The 16,319-nt window shown below is 59.9% G+C and carries 14 protein-coding genes; 7 read left to right on the top strand and 7 right to left on the bottom strand.

From position 1 onward, the window contains the following. Positions 1 to 72 precede the first annotated feature (72 nt). The gene (locus HGP12_RS19165; protein WP_168840383.1) at positions 73 to 273 is read right to left on the bottom strand and encodes a hypothetical protein; all 201 of its coding nucleotides are present in this window, start codon (positions 271 to 273) and stop codon (positions 73 to 75) included. Between HGP12_RS19165 and HGP12_RS19160 the strand changes: the two genes are divergently transcribed. Further along, a complete protein-coding gene (locus HGP12_RS19160) occupies positions 263 to 1,327 on the top strand; it encodes a glycosyltransferase (protein WP_168879608.1) in 1,065 nt (354 codons plus the stop codon). The genes HGP12_RS19165 and HGP12_RS19160 overlap by 11 nt on opposite strands. Positions 1,328 to 1,464: 137 nt before the next feature. On the opposite strand, the gene HGP12_RS19155 is transcribed toward HGP12_RS19160, so the two are convergent. After that, entirely contained in the window at positions 1,465 to 2,727 is a 1,263-nt protein-coding gene (locus HGP12_RS19155) for a glycoside hydrolase family 5 protein (protein WP_168840381.1), read from the bottom strand. A 159-nt stretch (positions 2,728 to 2,886) separates the two neighbouring features. Between HGP12_RS19155 and HGP12_RS19150 the strand changes: the two genes are divergently transcribed. After that, positions 2,887 to 3,183 (top strand): LysR substrate-binding domain-containing protein, encoded by a 297-nt coding sequence (locus HGP12_RS19150; protein ID WP_246703476.1) that lies wholly within the window; start codon positions 2,887 to 2,889, stop codon positions 3,181 to 3,183. Positions 3,184 to 3,325: 142 nt separating this feature from the next. Here the strand turns inward: HGP12_RS19150 and HGP12_RS19145 are convergent, their stop codons facing one another. The 5 genes from HGP12_RS19145 to HGP12_RS19125 form a co-directional block, all read right to left on the bottom strand. Continuing rightward, positions 3,326 to 5,056, bottom strand: coding sequence for a M14 family metallopeptidase (locus tag HGP12_RS19145; protein WP_168840380.1), 1,731 nt, complete (start codon positions 5,054 to 5,056; stop codon positions 3,326 to 3,328). A gap of 6 nt (positions 5,057 to 5,062) precedes the next feature. Then, positions 5,063 to 5,911 carry an ABC transporter permease gene (locus tag HGP12_RS19140; RefSeq protein ID WP_168840379.1) on the bottom strand — a complete coding sequence of 283 codons (849 nt, stop codon included), beginning with the start codon at positions 5,909 to 5,911 and terminating at the stop codon, positions 5,063 to 5,065. 5 nt (positions 5,912 to 5,916) lie between these two features. Then, the gene (locus HGP12_RS19135) at positions 5,917 to 6,840 is read right to left on the bottom strand and encodes an ABC transporter permease (RefSeq protein WP_168840378.1); all 924 of its coding nucleotides are present in this window, start codon (positions 6,838 to 6,840) and stop codon (positions 5,917 to 5,919) included. 63 nt (positions 6,841 to 6,903) lie between these two features. Continuing rightward, the gene (locus tag HGP12_RS19130) at positions 6,904 to 8,439 is read right to left on the bottom strand and encodes an ABC transporter substrate-binding protein (protein WP_168840377.1); all 1,536 of its coding nucleotides are present in this window, start codon (positions 8,437 to 8,439) and stop codon (positions 6,904 to 6,906) included. A 43-nt stretch (positions 8,440 to 8,482) separates the two neighbouring features. After that, positions 8,483 to 10,309, bottom strand: a complete 1,827-nt coding sequence (locus tag HGP12_RS19125; protein WP_168840376.1) for an ABC transporter ATP-binding protein — start codon at positions 10,307 to 10,309, stop codon at positions 8,483 to 8,485. 443 nt (positions 10,310 to 10,752) lie between these two features. On the opposite strand from HGP12_RS19125, the gene HGP12_RS19120 reads away from it, so the two are divergent. The 5 genes from HGP12_RS19120 to HGP12_RS19100 all read left to right on the top strand — a co-directional run bounded on the left by HGP12_RS19120 (position 10,753) and on the right by HGP12_RS19100 (position 16,263). Beyond that, the gene (locus tag HGP12_RS19120) at positions 10,753 to 11,445 is read left to right on the top strand and encodes a GntR family transcriptional regulator (protein WP_205926535.1); all 693 of its coding nucleotides are present in this window, start codon (positions 10,753 to 10,755) and stop codon (positions 11,443 to 11,445) included. A 238-nt stretch (positions 11,446 to 11,683) separates the two neighbouring features. Next, complete coding sequence (locus HGP12_RS19115) at positions 11,684 to 12,907, top strand: MFS transporter (RefSeq protein WP_168840375.1); 1,224 nt, start codon at positions 11,684 to 11,686, stop codon at positions 12,905 to 12,907. A gap of 117 nt (positions 12,908 to 13,024) precedes the next feature. Then, positions 13,025 to 14,227, top strand: a complete 1,203-nt coding sequence (locus HGP12_RS19110) for an MFS transporter (RefSeq protein WP_168840374.1) — start codon at positions 13,025 to 13,027, stop codon at positions 14,225 to 14,227. Between the two features lie 90 nt (positions 14,228 to 14,317). Next, positions 14,318 to 14,995 (top strand): FadR/GntR family transcriptional regulator, encoded by a 678-nt coding sequence (locus tag HGP12_RS19105; protein WP_168840373.1) that lies wholly within the window; start codon positions 14,318 to 14,320, stop codon positions 14,993 to 14,995. Then, a complete protein-coding gene (locus HGP12_RS19100; protein ID WP_168840372.1) occupies positions 14,992 to 16,263 on the top strand; it encodes a CynX/NimT family MFS transporter in 1,272 nt (423 codons plus the stop codon). Before HGP12_RS19105 ends, HGP12_RS19100 begins: the two co-directional genes overlap by 4 nt. Positions 16,264 to 16,319: the final 56 nt, after the last annotated feature.

The following is a 16,319-nucleotide window of genomic DNA, read 5'->3' as shown; positions in this document are numbered from 1 at the left end:
TCAATGTTACCAGGCAAATTGAAGCGACAGCGTAGCGGATGGAACGCGCGGCATTCAAAGCGGGAGTGACGGTCATTCAAAAGCCATAAAACTGAAGAGGCTCGGGAATGAAGGACGGATCGACATGATCCGGACAGCCGCCGCTTTATATATTCGTCGGCGCCATTCGTGCGTCATCCCCATCCCGCCGGCAGCGGGTTCAATCACAGAACCTGATGAGAAGGTTCGCCGCGACCAAAGCAGATCTGCGAGGTTCAATGCGATGTATTCCATCGAAGACCGCATTCCCGTTTCCATCATTATTGCAAACTACAACTACGCCCATTTTTTGAGGCGCAGCATCGACAGCGCATTGGGGCAGGACTACGACAATGCCGAAGTCATCGTCGTCGATGATGCATCGACGGATGCGACAGCCGATGTCATTGCCTCCTATGACACACGAATTAAGACATGCATCAGAGAAGTGAATGGCGGACATGCCGCAGCATTCAACACAGGCTTCGCATCCAGTCGCGGCGAGATCGTGCTGTTTCTCGATGCGGATGATTATCTCTATCCGAATGCAGTGTCTGAGGTTGTCGAAGCCTGGAAAGAGAAGACGGCTCAGGTGCAGTTCAGGCTGCATATCGTCGATGAATACATGCAGGTGAAGGATGTGTTTCCACCTGCGGAGCTACCCTTCGATTCCGGCGACGTCACTCCGGAGCTGTTGCGAAAGGGGCGCTATCAGACGACCGTTACGAGTGGCCTGGCATTCAACCGCGCGGTTCTCGACAGGGTGATGCCCGTTCCGGAGCGGGATTTTCGCCAGGGAGCTGATGGCTATCTGGCGACGGTTGCGCCTCTGCATGGGGAGGTGACATCCATCGATGATTGCCTCGGCGCCTATCGCATTCATGGCGCCAATCATTCCGTCTTTGCAGAAAGGCTCGGCCAGCGCGCGCGCTGGCGCATACGGCATGATTTTCGCCGGCTGCAGGCCCTGTCGGATCAGGCAACGGAAATCGGCCTGAAAATACCTCAGGATGCCGGCCTGCGTGATCCGGTACATTTGGAGGAGCGCCTGGCATCGCTCTGCATCGACAGCGAGCGACACCCCGTTGCCGACGATTCCCGGCTTTCTCTCGCCGCCGCCGGCGCGGTCGCCAGCCTGAAAATGAATGCGTCCAGAAGGCGCCGTGCGATGCTGGCCGCCTGGTTTCTTTCCATCGGCGTTCTTCCCCGCCGCATGGCAAAAGCGATTCTCTCATGGAAGCTCGTTGCCTCGTCGAGGCCTCGGTTTCTCTTGCGCCTGTCGAAGACCATCCGGCACGCGGTGGGTTAGGACGAATTCAGCTACGCGAATTGATCAAGCGGTTCTGAAGCGCATTGCGACCTTTGAAGGTCACTTCTTGCACTTCACGTTCTTGATCCTGTGCATGTCGTTATCGCAAAACCGCCGCACACTTTTGCGCGACTGCCCTAATTGGGTGCGCCTTTGCGTGAAGCCCCCATCAATGCGTCGACCACGCCTTGGTGCTGGATATTCCGGTCGAAACGGCTGTCGGTTGCCAGCTGCATCAATCCCGCAAAGGCATGCTTGGCCGAAGGTCTTTTGCCTTCGCCGTGAAGATAGGCGGCCAGTCGGCGGTAGTTTGCATTCGTCTTGATTTCGAGTGGGTTGCCAGCGCCGATTTTCTTCAAGGGCCACCACGACCAGCCGATGCCGTTTTTCTCCTGCAGCGCCACGGCGCGCGCGTACCAGTCGTTATTATTCTCGCCGGATTCGCCGTTCCACAGCGGCATGTCGTATTGCGCGCGCAGCTTCAGGAACGGTTCGATCGATTCCTGCGTCGTCGGCGTCCAGTATTTGTGAAAGCTGAGCGCCGTGTTGCGATCCTCAATCGGCAGCACGCCGGCATAATTGTTGCCCCAGCAATTGCCTTCGATGATCAGCATGTGGTTGCTATCGATCGCGCGGATTGCGCGGATGGTGCGCTGATAGATGTCGCGCAGTGGCCGGTTCTCGGTTTCGCGGCAGCCGCCCTTGTTGCTCTTGTCCTCAAAGTTCCAATTCGGTTCGTTGAGCAGATCGTAACCCGCGATCGTTGGTTCGTCCTTGTAACGACGCGCGATTTCGCTCCAGAGGGCGATCATCGTCGCCTGGTTTTCGCTGCTGTCCCAAAGCGATGGCTTGTTGGGATCACGGTCCGAGATAGCGATATCATGCCCTTGGCCACCGGGCGCCGCATGCAAATCGAGGATCAGATACATGTGGTTGGCCTTCAGCCAGCCGATCAGCGCATCGACACGCCGAAAGCCTTCTTCGTTCCAAACGATATGTCTTGAACCATCCTTGCCGCGTCTGTCCTTGATGAACAATTTCCAGTGCATCGGCAGGCGCACGCTGTTGAAGCCCCATCCGGCCATTGCGTCGATATCGGCTTCCGTTACGCCATTGTCGCGCCAGGATTGGTAGAACTGCTCGGTCCGTTTTTGGCCGATGATCTTGAAAATGCGGTCGCGAATGATGTGCTGCGCCTTCAGATTGGAAAGGCCCATCATATAGCCTTCCTGCACCATCCAGCCGCCAAGGCCGAGACCGCGCAGAAGCAGCGGTTGACCCTTGCCATCGACGATTTGGCGATGATCGGCGCGGACGAATCCCTCCGCATGCGCCGGTGGCGCAAGTGAGCCCAGGCAGACGACGGATAGGCTGGCGAGCAACAGCAGAAAATGCCTCATGAACCTCAACTCGCCCGAAACTTGGGCGCCATGTGGGCATGGTACCGCGCGCGCGATTAAAATCTTGCGACGAAATCTATGCCGGCCGATCCAGCGGTGCGCCGAAGATGATCTGCTGACAGGCAGCAAGCAGCGCGGGCTCCTCGATGGAGCCCCGTGATGAGGAAGCTGCCGCCAGGCGCCACGTGCAGGGTCGAGGGGGCATTCGTGGCGGGGCCTGTCAGCCATCCCGATCTCGATCCCGAGCTGGTTTTTCGCGAAGAGCTCGTTCTCGTCACCTCACCTGCAATTCGTGCGATGCAAGATTTGGCCGGTATCGCCGATCTGAAGACCATCGTCTTCCAGATCGGATGTTCCTATCGGCAGCGGCTGGCGTCCCTTCTTACCGATATCGGCATCGTCACGTCGAAGCCGCTGGAATTCTGCTCCCTCGACACGATCATCAGCTGCGTGTAGCCGCCCGGGAGGGCCGGGTTGCGATCAACGAGCTTTCGCCGGAGCGATCGCTGGTGGATACGCTCTTCGTGCGCCGCTCGGATGCCTATACATCCAGTGCCATGACCGCGTTTCTGGACATGGTGCGCTCAATTTATTCCGCTTAGCTCGAAGCCATGATCTCCTGCCAGGCGCTGTAGGCCGAAAGCACGGTTTCCATCTGCGCGGTATGGCCGGCGATAAATGCCTCGCCGTAGATGGTCTCATCCGGATATTCCGTGATCAGCGTCATCGGCACCGTGTGGCGATCGTCGATGTTGGCGAGGCAGGGGAAGCCGTTGATGATGCGGAAGCTCGTTTCACCGGCATGCGTTTCGTAAAGTGCGATCTGACTGTTATTGTAGTCCAGCAATCCCGGTATGGAGCCGAGGTGCTTGGTGACCTTGTCCAGAAGCCGCTCCGCCTGAGCTGCCCAACCGGCATGATAGCGGGCAATCAGGAAAAAGCCCTTCGGCAGCGTCCACATGGCGAAATTGCGCGGGACATAGCCTGAAAGCGGACGTGTCCATTCATGTGCGGGGTAGCCATGCAGGTTGACGTGCAGCTGCGCGCCGCTCAGCCTCTCCGCCTTGAAGCGGATTTTCTTCTCATAGAGATAGGGGCCGGCGTTTTCCTCGGTGCGGTATTCGAGATCGTCGCCGAGCGCCGTATAGCGGGCGGCATGATACATGTGGCGCGGGCTATCCTTGCGCAGGCGCTGATGCAGCGCGTAACCGTCCGGATTTTCCAGTGGCGAGATGGTAAAATGTGCGCCTTCGATCCCTGCGAGCTGTTGTGCGGCACGCAGCGCGCCCGCGCCACCGGTCGTCTCATTGGCGTGCTGTCCACCGCTGATCATCACGGCCGCGTCGCGGCCCTTGATATAGCGTGCCCTGACGGCCCGGCCGGAGCGGGTTACGGCCTCGAACGCCTCGCCGCCGATCTCGGTGAGCACGGCTTCGATCTGCTGTACGGCCAAAGGTTCCGTTGCCGTCTCGATCCGCTGTTCGACCCCGTCCCAGTAGCTGGAAGTCAGCGGCTGCGTTTCCACCTTCACTGAGACTTCGCCTGATGATGGCAGGATCTGCGGAACGATCTGCCCGGGCTTCAAGCCGCGGTCGCCGAGCGGCCGGCCGGATTTCTTCTGGAAGAATTCGAGCAGCGAGAAATAGAAGTCCTCGTGCAGCGCTTCCCGCAGGCTCATGACTTCGTCGCCGACGGGCAAGGCCTCATCGGTCGCCGGCAGGGTGACGCGGATATTCAGTTCTTCGAAATAGGGTTCGCTTACGCCCCAGTCGAAATGAGTGATCACGGCGATGGTCTCCTCGAAGAGCTCTTCGTAGTCCGTAAGCAGCCGCTCGCCCGTAACATTGCCCTCGTGCGCCAGCCAGCCGGTCGGAGAAACGCTCGTTTCACCCGCCGCATCGATATGGACGTGGTTGGGCACCAGCACCTTCAATTGGCGCTCTTGGCCGGCATCGCTCTTCAGCAGAACGTCGTAATGAAATTCGCTGTCGGTTCTTGCGACGAAGGCGATCTTGCGATTTCCGACCATCGCCGCAAGCGGATAGGCTTCCAGCCGAAAGCGATTGTCAGGCGCATTGGGATGCACAGGGTATTGGATTTCGATCGTATCCACACCCTGCAGATCGATGTCTTCGATGAAGGCATTCACCAGTGGCTTGTAGGCGCTGCGAATGCGGGCCTTCACGCCCTTTTCCTCAAGCTCGCGCTCCGCCTGTTGACGGCTCTGCCTGTCATCGAAGGTCCACGCCTCGAAATTACGGCCGGCCTTCGCATCCGCGACGAGCCGCAAGAGCGTCCGCTCGAAGCGTCTTTCGAAAATCAGAGTCATGATGTCTTACCTTGTCGTTCTGCCGGTCGGATCGAGGCTGTCGCGCAGCCAATCGCCGAGGAGATTGAGGCCGAGTACGGTCAAAAGGATTGCGACGCCCGGGAAAAGGCTCACCCACCAGGCTGTCTGCAGATAAGTGCGGCCATCGGCCAGCATGCCGCCCCAGCTCGGAATTGTCGGGTCGACACCCATGCCAAGGAAGGTTAAGCTGCTTTCCAGGAGAATGTTGGTGGCAATGTTCAGCGTCATCAGCACGATCACGGGGCCGATGAGGTTCGGCAGCAGATGCTGGAAGATGATGCGCCAGTCTTTAACGCCGATCGCGCGCGCCGAGAGGATGAACTCGCGCTCGCGCAGGCTTAGCACCGAGCCGCGCACGAGGCGCGCATACTGCACCCATTGTGAGACGATCAGTAGGATGATGGTGTTGGTGAGGCTGCCGCCGACGATGGCGATGAAGGTGATTGCCAGAAGAATGAAGGGCATGGCGAGCTGGATGTCGGCGAAGCGCATCAACAGCATGTCCCAGATGCCGCGATAGTAACCCGCTGCAAGCCCCACCAGTACGCCGAGGACCACGCCACCGAGCACGGAGGTAAGGCCGACCAGCAGAGATATCTTGCCGCCCGCGACGACGCGGGCCAGCACATCGCGCCCAAGCGGATCGGTGCCGAAGGGATGGGCGAGGCTGGCGAAGGGCCTGGCAAGCCTGGCCATCAGGTCGATCTTTTCAGCGGAACCGGGAAAGAGGACGTCGGAGAGAAGAACGGCGAGGCAAATGACGACGGTGAACAAAGCGCCGAATATGAATTCGAAGCTGAGGAAGCGCGAACGCCGTGAGATCGTGGCGGCCATCGGCATTACTCCGTGCGGATACGGGGATCGACGAGCCCATAGGCGATGTCGACGAGAAGGTTGACGCCGACGATGAACAGCGCCAGCACGGTGATCACGCCCTGCAATACGGGGTAGTCGCGGGCACCTACCGCATCGAAGGCCAGAGTTCCGAGACCGGGCCAGTTGAAAACGCGCTCGATGACGACGATACCGCCGAGCAGTCCGCCGAACTGGATGCCGAAATAGGTGATGAGTGGTATCGCGCAATTGCGCAGTGCATGCTTGTAAAGCACCTTGTTTTCGCTAAGACCCTTGGCGCGCGCAACCATAATATATTGCGATTGCAGTGTTTCCAACATGGCGGTGCGCACCAGGCGTACATTCGTCGCCGTCAGGATCACGCCCATGGTCACGGCCGGCATGACATAGCTCGAAATCCCGACCATGCCGCTCGGCGGCAACCAGCCGAGCGTGATGGAAAACAAGAGAACAAGCATGAGGGCCAGCCAGAAGTTCGGGAAGGAAAGGCCAAGCAGCGAGAGAACACGGATGATCTGGTCTGCCGTCCTGCCGCGCGCCGTCGCTGCCTTGATCCCGAGCGGAATGGACAGCGCGATCGACACGACCATGGAGATGAAAGCAAGCAACAGCGTCGCAGGCAGGGCGTTGGCGATCAGTTGCGAAACAGGCGTGCCGCCGGTGAAGCTGCGGCCGAAATCAAGCGTCAGCAGCCCCTTCAGGAAGGTGAAATACTGGGCAAGGAAGGGTTGATCCGTGCCAAGGGCTGCGCGAATGCGCGCAAGATCCTCTTCCGTCATGCTGCCGCCGCCCTGGAACATCATCACGGCAGGATCGCCGGTGAGGCGGATGGCGAATGAGACGAGAAGGGTGATCGCGATCACGACGAAAATCGCCTGCAGCAATCGCTTGATGAGAAAACCGGCCACGTTCTTACCCCGAGAGCTTTCGCAAGACGCCGCCGTCCGAACCGGCGGCGTCTTGCTTGATGATTAGTCGACGGTGACTTTGTTCAACTTGATGCGGGTATCGGGTGCGGGCACGAAGCCCTTGACCCGCTTGCTGACGCCATAGATCGCATTGCTGTTGTAGAGCGGCAGTTCGAGCGCCTTGTCGGCGACATACTTGCCGATGTCCTTGAGCACTTTCTCGCGCTCGGCGCGATCGGTGAGAGGACGCTGCGATTCCAGCAGTTTGTCGAGAGCGGCATCCTTTTCGTAGGGATTCCACTTTTCGCCGGAGTGGTACATCGAATAGGCGGTGTTGTCGTAGTCGAAGGTCCAGCCACCCCATTTCTGCTGGAACATCGCGCCGGTCTTGCCCTGCGGGATGATGTCGTTCAGCAGAACGTTGGTTTCGTATGGCTTGATGGTCGCCGTCAGGCCGACCATCTGCAGGTAGCTTGCCACGACCTGCGCCACCTCGTTCATCGTCGCGTCGTTGCCTCGAATGTCGATCTGCAGTGTAGCGCCGGGCTTCACGCCGGCTTCGGCGAGCAGCTTCTTGGCGCCTGCCGGATCATAGGGAAGTGGCTTCAGGTCGGCATCGTAGCCGAAGGACAGGGAGTTCTGGAAGCTGACGATTTCGGTCCCCTGGCCTGCGAGGATCGACTTGACGATCGTGTCGCGATCAACGGCCATGACGATCGCCTTGCGCACGCGCGGATCGGCGGTGATGCCGTCGCGGGTGTTGAAGCGCAGCGCATCGACCGTCGGGCCGGGAACGCTGGCGATTTCCAGCTTGGAATCGCCCTGGACGACCGGGAGCATGCCGATGGGGATGGTCGGCGGGATGACGAGATCGACGCGGCCGGCCTGAAGCTCGGCAACAGCGGTCGCCGGCTCGCTGATGAAGCGATATTCGAGCTCGGAAAGCTTCGGCGCGCCGCCCCAATAGTCCGGATTGGCTTCGAGCTTGATGTTCACCTTCGGCGTATAGGAAACGAATTTGAATGCGCCGGTTCCGACCGGATTGAGGTTGAAATAATCCTCGCCCTTTTCCTTGATGTATTTCGGCGGAACGATCATAGCGCCATAGCCGGCAAGCTTGGTCAGCAGCACCGGATCGGGCGTTTTCAGCTTCATGTCGACCGTGTAGTCGTCGATGATATCAACGCTTTCGATCGCGGTGTAGTTCGAACGCTGCGGTCCCTTGGCGCCCTGTTCGCCAAGCAGGCGATCGAAGGTGAACTTCACCGCTGCGGCATTGAAGGGCTCGCCATCATGAAACTTGACGTCGTGGCGGAGCTTGAAACGGATGCGCTTGCCCTGATCCAGTTCTTCCCAGGATTCGGCAAGGCCCGGCACCAGCTTGAGGTCGGGGCCGCGATAGGTGAGGCCATCGAAAATATTGGTCGAGACAGCAGCCCATGCCACAAGGAACGTATCGATCGGGTCCCAGCTACCGGGATCCTGCGACGACGACACGGTGAGCTTACCTGCCGCAAAAGCGGGCTCGGCGTTGATGGCGGCGCTCGACAGGACGAGCGCTGTCAGAGCGGTCTTCAATCCCCATTTCATTCTTTTCATTGAACCTGTTCCTCTTCAGATTGTTGCAATAGCTCAGAATTGCTCAGGCGCTTTTCGCGATGAAATGGCCCGAATTAATTTCCTCGCGTGCGAGAATAGCTGGCTCGTCGCCGACGCGACGGACTGGATTAGGAATTTCGCCCTCGATCGGCGCAGTCTTGCGCTCGATTGTCGGATCGGCGACCGGCACTGCGGAGAGCAAACGACGGGTGTAGTCGTGCATCGGCGTTTCGAAGACCTGCCGGCGGCTGCCGATCTCCATGATCTGGCCGAGATAGAGCACGGCAACGCGGTGGCTGATCTTCTCCACCACGGCCATGTCGTGGCTGATGAATAGATAGGCAAGGCCGCGTTCCGCCTGTAGATCCATTAAGAGATTGATGATCTGGGCCTGGATCGAAACATCGAGGGCGGAGAGCGCCTCGTCGGCGATGATAAGCTTCGGGTCGGAGGCGAGAGCGCGGGCGATGCAGACGCGCTGGCGCTGGCCGCCGGAAAACTCATGCGGATAGCGATCGACATGGGCTGACGTCAGCCCGACGCGTTCCAGCAGCTCGTCCACCCGGCGGCGAACCGCCTTCGATCCAGTGATGATGCCGTGCGTGTTGATCGGTTCTGCGATCGAGAATCCCACAGTCTTGCGCGGATCGAGCGAGGCGAAGGGATCCTGGAAGATATACTGCACGTCGCGGCGAAGCCGGAAGCGTTCGAGTTGCGACATGGCGGCAAAGCTCTTGCCGCTGAAGGTGATTTCGCCGGAGCGTGCCTTCTGCAATTGCTGGATGGTGCGGCCGATGGTCGACTTGCCGGAGCCGGATTCGCCGACGAGGGCCAGCGTCTCGCCGGGATGTATGTCGAAAGCGACCTTCTGGACGGCACTGCAGCGATGCGTGACCTGGCCGAATATGTTCTTCTTGATATCGAAGCGCACAAAGAGATCGCGCACCTTCAGGAGCGGCGGCTGGTCGTAGCGGGCGGTATTCTGCACCCGCTCCTCGCCGACGACTTTCGGCGTGCCGCCGTCGAGGACGGTCAGCGGCATGCGTTTCGGAAAATCCTGACCGGTCAAGCTGCCAAGCTTCGGCACTGCGGCCAGGAGTGCCTTCGTATATGGATGCTTCGGATCGGCGAATATCTCGCGAACCGGGCCTTCCTCGACCTTCTTGCCCTTCCACATGACCACGACATCATCAGCCATCTCGGCAACCACGCCCATGTCATGGGTGATGAAGATCATACCCATGCCGAGTTCCTTCTGCAGATCCCGCATGATGTTGAGAATCTGCGCCTGGATCGTCACGTCGAGCGCCGTCGTCGGCTCGTCTGCGATCAACAGCTTCGGACGGCAGGCAAGCGCCATGGCGATCATGACGCGCTGGCGCATGCCGCCGGAGAGCTGATGCGGATAGCGGTTCAAAAGGGCCGCCGCATCCGGCAGGCGTACCATCTCCAGAAGGCGACGCGCTTCCGCCATGGCGGAGGATTTGCCAATGTTTTCATGAAGAAGAAGGACTTCGCAGATCTGGTCTCCGATGGTGAAGACGGGATTGAGCGAGGTCATCGGCTCCTGGAAGATCATGGCGATCTCCTTGCCGCGAACGGAGCGCATGTCCTTCTGCGAGAGCTTGAGCAGGTCTTTCCCGTTGAAGAGGATGCTGCCGGTCTCGAAGCGCGCGCCCATCATATCGGCAAGGCGCATGATCGAAAGCGAGGTCACCGATTTGCCGGAACCGGATTCTCCAACAACCGCGAGCGTCCGGCCCGGTTTGACTGAAAAGGAAAGCCCCTCGACCACGCGGTTTTCGCCGAACCGCACGGTCAGATCCGCCACAGACAAAAGCGGTTTGTTGTCGCCCGTCGCATTCGTCATGCTCTTACCTCGGCCTTGGGAAGGTTATTCATGGCGCACGAATTGGCAGCGCCGTCGCCCTTTTCATCAAACACGCTGAAAACCTCGCCGAGGTCGCCTTTGAGATCGGATACTAGCATGTACGCGCTCATATCAATTCAAGCCTGGCAAGGCGGGGTGATGTTTTTCTACAAAACGGGCGTTCCATGAACATCTGTATCCGCGTTCCCATTATATTTGTTGGGGCATGAGATAGCATCAAACAACAATCGGGTCTATATTGTTCAACAATTTCTGTACGCGCAATCGAAAAAGGGGACAACCTGCACAAAATCGTCCAACGGACTTTGCTGTTGGGGTAATTCGCCAGCTGAAGGCAAGCATGGGATCGCCACTCGCTTTCCAGCAAATGCTTGATATAGGCAAGCATCGGAAAAGATTTTGCGCAGGCGCCGGGAGAGCAAATGAAGCAGACACATCTTGCAAGCATCGAGCCGACGGCCGTGGCGGAGACCGGGCAGACGGTTGCGGAGCTGACCGCCGCTCGCATCCGCGAGCGCGTGATCAGCGGCACGCTTTCACCCGGCAGCCATCTGTCAGAGGCCGCTCTTTGCGAGGAGCTGCAGGTCTCGCGCAACACATTGCGCGAAGTTTTCCGGCTGCTGACGAAAGAGGGCGTACTGCGCCACGAAGCCAATCGCGGCGTCTTCGTCTCCACGCCGAGCATCTCGACGATCATGGATATCTTCCATATTCGCCGCCTGATCGAATGCTCGGCGCTCGCCAATGCACACCACCGTCACCCGAGCGTCGACAAGATGCGCGCCGCCATCGATGCCGCCGTCCAGCATCGCGATCGTGGCGAATGGCTGGAGGTCGGCAGCGCCGATATCGCCTTTCATGCCGCCATCGTCGAGCTTACCGACAGTCCCAGACTTTCCGCCTTCTATGCGCAAATCTCACTGGAGCTGCGTCTCGTCTTCGGCCTGATCCGCGATCCCGAATATCTGCATGCTCCCTATGTCGGCCAGAACGCGACCATTCTTGCGCATCTGGAGGAGGGGGCACCCGCGAGTGCCGCCGACGCGCTGGAGAAATATCTGTTCCAGGCCGAGCGCTTCATCCTGGCTGCCTATTCGAGGGCGATGCCCGGCTGACACCAGTTTCTGTCATTGATATGATGAATGATGTGGACAATCCCCGCCGGATGGGTCCAGGCTCGATGCAAGCATTTGCGTCTGGATCCGCTTTGACGGAAGGATATGCAGCACCCCGGATGTAGGCGTGATGTCCATCGGGCAGCAAAGCCGGCTTTTGCTGCAATCGATCAGGGCGGCTCTGCGCCGATCAATCGGAAAATCAATTTTGCAACGGGTCAAGACGGATGATGAGGTTATGGACGCGCAATCCTTGACGACCTCGAGCATGGCCACGGCGATCCAGCAGGTATGGGCGTCGCCGCTTTATCGCGGCGCCACGCTTGCGCTGTTTCTGTCCGGGCTCGCGACATCCGCTTCGCTGCCGCAAATCGTTCTCTTTCTCGTCAAGGAACTCGGAGCCTCCTTGCCGGTGGCGGGGCTCTATTATCTGACCGGCCTCACCGCGCCGATCGCCGGCTACCTCGTCGGCAGCTACTCCGACAGGACCGGACGACGTCTTAGTCTCTTCCGGCTTTGCGCCATCGCCGGCGCTGTCGGTTGGGCGGGGATTGCCCTTTCGACCAAGTCGTGGATGCCGTTCACGATCGGCACCATCGTTCTGGGTTTCTCCGGATCTGCGACGTCGCAGCTTTTCACCGGCATTCATGACGATCTCAAAGCAAGGGGAACCGCCGCCAACGACAGCGTGGTGGCGATCATCCGAATAGCCCTGACGGCCGGCTGGGTCATCGGGCCGTTTCTGGGCGCCTGGTGCGCTGTTGAAATCGGCCTTCGCCCCATGCTGTGGGGAACGGCGATTTGCTTCTTCGCGCAGATCATTCCGCTCGGAACCCAATACACCCTGGCCGCCCCCCGGCAGCGAGCGGATAAGAAGACCGATGCCGCCAGTCGCGTCGGCTGGTCCGAAATGCTGCCGCTTCTGGCATTCACCGGCCTCTACGTTCTCGTCTATGCCGGCGAGCCGATCAAATACGGTTTCCTGCTGCTCTACATGCAGGACCAGCTCAAGCTCGACCCCTCCATTCAAGGATCAGTGATCGGAACGCAGCCGTTTATCGAACTCATCCTGATGCCGTTCAGCGTCCTTTTGGCGCGACGGATAGGCATTCTCTGGATGATGTGCATCGCCGCGATCTGCGGCGTGATGGCCAATCTGTGCTTTGCGGCCTGGCCGACGGCCGCGGGCATGTTTGCCGGCCAGATTCTGATGGGCGGGGTATGGGGGCTCTATATGGTGCTCGGGCTGATCGTTGCCCAAAGGCTTCTCCCGAATGCGGTCGCGACGGCTTCGGCGATCTTCATGAGCTCCTCTGCGCTTGCCAGCGCGCTTGGCGGCGGCGTTGGAGGTGCAGGTGTCGCCTATCTCGGGCTTCCGAACGTTTTCTATCTTCCGGCACTGTTCTCCCTGGCCGCGGCCATCGGCCTGGCGGCCATGGCGCGATCGGGTGCCATCAGATAGGGACTTCATGCCACAAGACCGGTATTATTTCATTTCGTCAGGTTCCGGCCGGCGCCAAACCTGCTACAAGCGCTTCGCCCGGATTTCGGGTGATTTGCCAGATCCTCGACCCCGCCAATGATCCGCATTCTTCCTGATGTTTTCCGCGACCCGACCATTCGGGTGAGCATGCTTGCCATTTTTGCCTTTGGTTTTGCCGGCGCGGCCACATCACCCTATCAGTCGATCGTCGGCATCCGCGAACTTGGCCTCAGCAATGGGCTCTATTCGACGCTGATCTTCTGCGCGGCGGCGGTGAATGTCGTCGTCAGCATTCTGCTTGGAAATCTGGCGGATCGGCTGGGCCAATACCGCGTGATGATGCTGACGGTCGCCGTTTTCGGCGTGCTGGGTTATGGCGCTGTCTATGTCGTGCCGGCGCAGGCAACCTTCGTTCTCAGCGCCTTGTTCTTCCTGCCGGTCTATGGCTCGCTCAACTCGCTGCTCTTTGCCAATGTCCGCATTGCGACAAGCGGAATGGAGCGCAACGATGTCGCCACGGTCAATTCCGGCGTGCGGGCGATGATCTCGCTCTCCTGGGTGTTGGTGCCCGGCATAACCGGCGCCCTGCTTGCAAATTCGGCGAGCATGCTGCCGGCCTATCTGTTTGCCGGACTTGCCTGCGTTGTCTGCTTCGGATTGATCGCCGTTTTTCTTCCGCGCCAGGACGGCACCGACAAGGCGGCCGCACACCATCTTTCCTATCTTGCGGCACTGGGCGAGGTTATTTCGCCACCGGTCTTCGTGCGCCTGATCGCGGTGGCACTGATCAGCAGCACGCTGCATGTCAATGGCGCCATCCTGCCGCTCATCGTCACCGGCGCGGCGCACGGAACCGTGGCCGACATCGGTATCCTCGTTGGGATCGTAGCCCTTCTCGAAGTCGTCTTCATCATCGTGTGGGGACGCGCGCAGCGGATCATGACCCATGTCATGGCGCTTGCGATCGGCACGGTCATCTATGTCGTCTATCTGCTGCTGCTCGGATTGGCTTCGGCGCCCTGGCACGTCTATGCGCTGACCCTCGTCAGCGGCATCGGCGCTGCGGCGCTTATCAGCATTCCCATCACCTACCTGCAGGAGCTGATTGCCGAGCGCCCGGGTTTGGGCAGCGCTCTCATATCGGTCAATATCTTCCTGAGCGCGGGCTTGAGCGCTTTTCTCTTTGCCATCGGCACGGCGATCAGCAGCTATTCCGGGACGGCCCTTATCGGTGCTGCCGCCGGCTTGTTGGGCCTTGCCTTGCTGCTTTTCTTCGAAAAGGCCAGGCGGCATAACTAGCCTGCTGATCATCTCCGACAATCGGTATTGACGAGGAACCCTCCGTCGACTAAATCATCAAGTCATCTGATGACTTGATGATAACTGATCATGCGCGCCCTGACCAAAACCACACTTGCGGACAATGCCGTCGAAGCAATTCGCGGTGAAATCACCGCCCGGCGTTGGGTCGTCGGTGAAAGGCTGCCGAACGAAGCCTCGCTCTCGTCCATGCTGTCGGTCAGCCGCGGCACGATCCGCGAGGCGGTGAGGGTGCTGGTCTCGCAAGGCTATTTGGAGACGCGGCAAGGGTCCGGCACCTATGTGCGTTCGGCGACGGATGTCAGCCGCCCCCTGGACATGGCCCGCCGCGCCGGATTGCGCGATCAGTTCGAGGCCCGGCTTGCGCTTGAGGTCGAGGCCGCGCGGCTCGCTGCCTTGCGCCATTCGCCGGAAGTTGTTCCGCAGTTGCGCGCCTTGCTGGTGAGGCGCGGAAACTATGCCGGCGGTGACAAGGCCGCGTTCATCGAGCGTGACCTTGCCTTCCACAAGGCAGTCGTCGCAGCTTCACGGAACAGGGCGATGATCGAACTCTACGAATTCTTCTCCCTCTCCATTGCCGAGACGATCGAGGCGACGCTTGGCGAGGATATTCCAGAACCGGATATGCAGGCACATATCGCGATCGTCGATGCCATCGAAGCCGGCAATCCCGAAGCGGCCGATGCCGTCGTACGCCGCTTCATGGCTCCCATCGTTGCCACTCTTGATCGGTTGCTGACGTCATGACCATGTCTTCGCAAAATGCTGCTTCCGTCGAATTGATCGATGCTGAAGCCGATGAGATTCCGGCGCCGCGGCCACACCGGGCCAAATCGCCGATCGGCAGGTTTCTGCTGGGTGCAAGCCTCGTGCTCATCGCGTTCAATCTCAGGCCGGTCTTTTCGAGCGCATCGGCGCTTCTGCCGGAAATCAGGACCGGACTTGGCATTTCGGCCCTCGGCACCAGCATCCTCACGACCTTGCCCGTGGTCTGCATGGGGCTGTTTTCGCCGTTCGCGCCAAGGCTTGCGCAGCGCATGGGAACCGAGCGTGTCTTGCTCGGTGTCATCTTCCTGCTTGCGCTTGGCACGATGCTACGCGGATTTTCCTCCATTTCCCTGCTGTTTCTCGGAACGGCATTGACCGGTGCATGCATCGCCATTGGCAATGTGCTGCTGCCTGGGCTCGTCAAGCGCGATTTCCCGGACAAGGCCGCCCTGATGACGGGCTGCTATACGATGGCACTATGCGCCGGCGCGGCAAGTGCCGCCGGGCTCACGCTTCCGATCGAGCATGCTCTCGGTGGATCGCTCGGCGGCGCGCTTGCCGCGTGGGCCTTGCCCGCCCTCGTGGTTGGATTCCTCTGGTTGCCGCAGGTGATCAAAACGCGCAGCCAAGTGCGTCGGAATGGATTTCGCGTCACCGGCCTCTGGTCGGATCGCATCGCCTGGCAAGTGACGCTTTTCATGGGGCTGCAATCGGCATTGGCTTACTGCATCTTCGGCTGGCTCGTGCCTATCCTGCGCGAACGCGGTCTCGACGGCGTGACCGCCGGCGCGATTGTCTCCGCCTCGGTCATGGTGCAGGCGGCAGCGTGCCTCGTCGCACCTCATATCGCCGTCAAGGGCAGGGACCAGCGCGCTATCAATGTCATCCTCTGCCTGATAGCGGTTGCAGCACTGCTGGGCCTGCTCTTCGCACCACTTTGGACGGTCTGGTTCTGGGCCGTGCTGCAAGGCATCGGGCAGGGCGGATTGATTGCCGTGGCGCTGACGGTGATCGTGTTGCGGTCGCCCGACGCGCATGTGGCGGCCCATCTCTCAGGGATGGCGCAATTCGTCGGCTACCTGCTCGCCGCGATCGGTCCGCTGGTCGTCGGCATGATCCACGGCTGGACGGGAAGCTTCGCCTGGAGCTCCGTATTGTTCGTGCTGCTCGGTCTCGGTGCCACAATCAACGGCTGGTTTGCCGGCCGCGCGATCACCGTCAATGCCAAGACGATTGAAACGCCCTGATCCCGCAGCGTCCTGATCGCGCAGCGCAATATCGCCAAGGTGCTGGCGGGACGGGC

Origin of the sequence: Rhizobium sp. P28RR-XV (genome assembly GCF_012641385.1) — a bacterium.
Lineage (GTDB): Bacteria > Pseudomonadota > Alphaproteobacteria > Rhizobiales > Rhizobiaceae > Rhizobium.
Note: the sequence above shows the minus strand (reverse complement) of the source record. Positions and strands in the feature narration are given on the sequence as shown.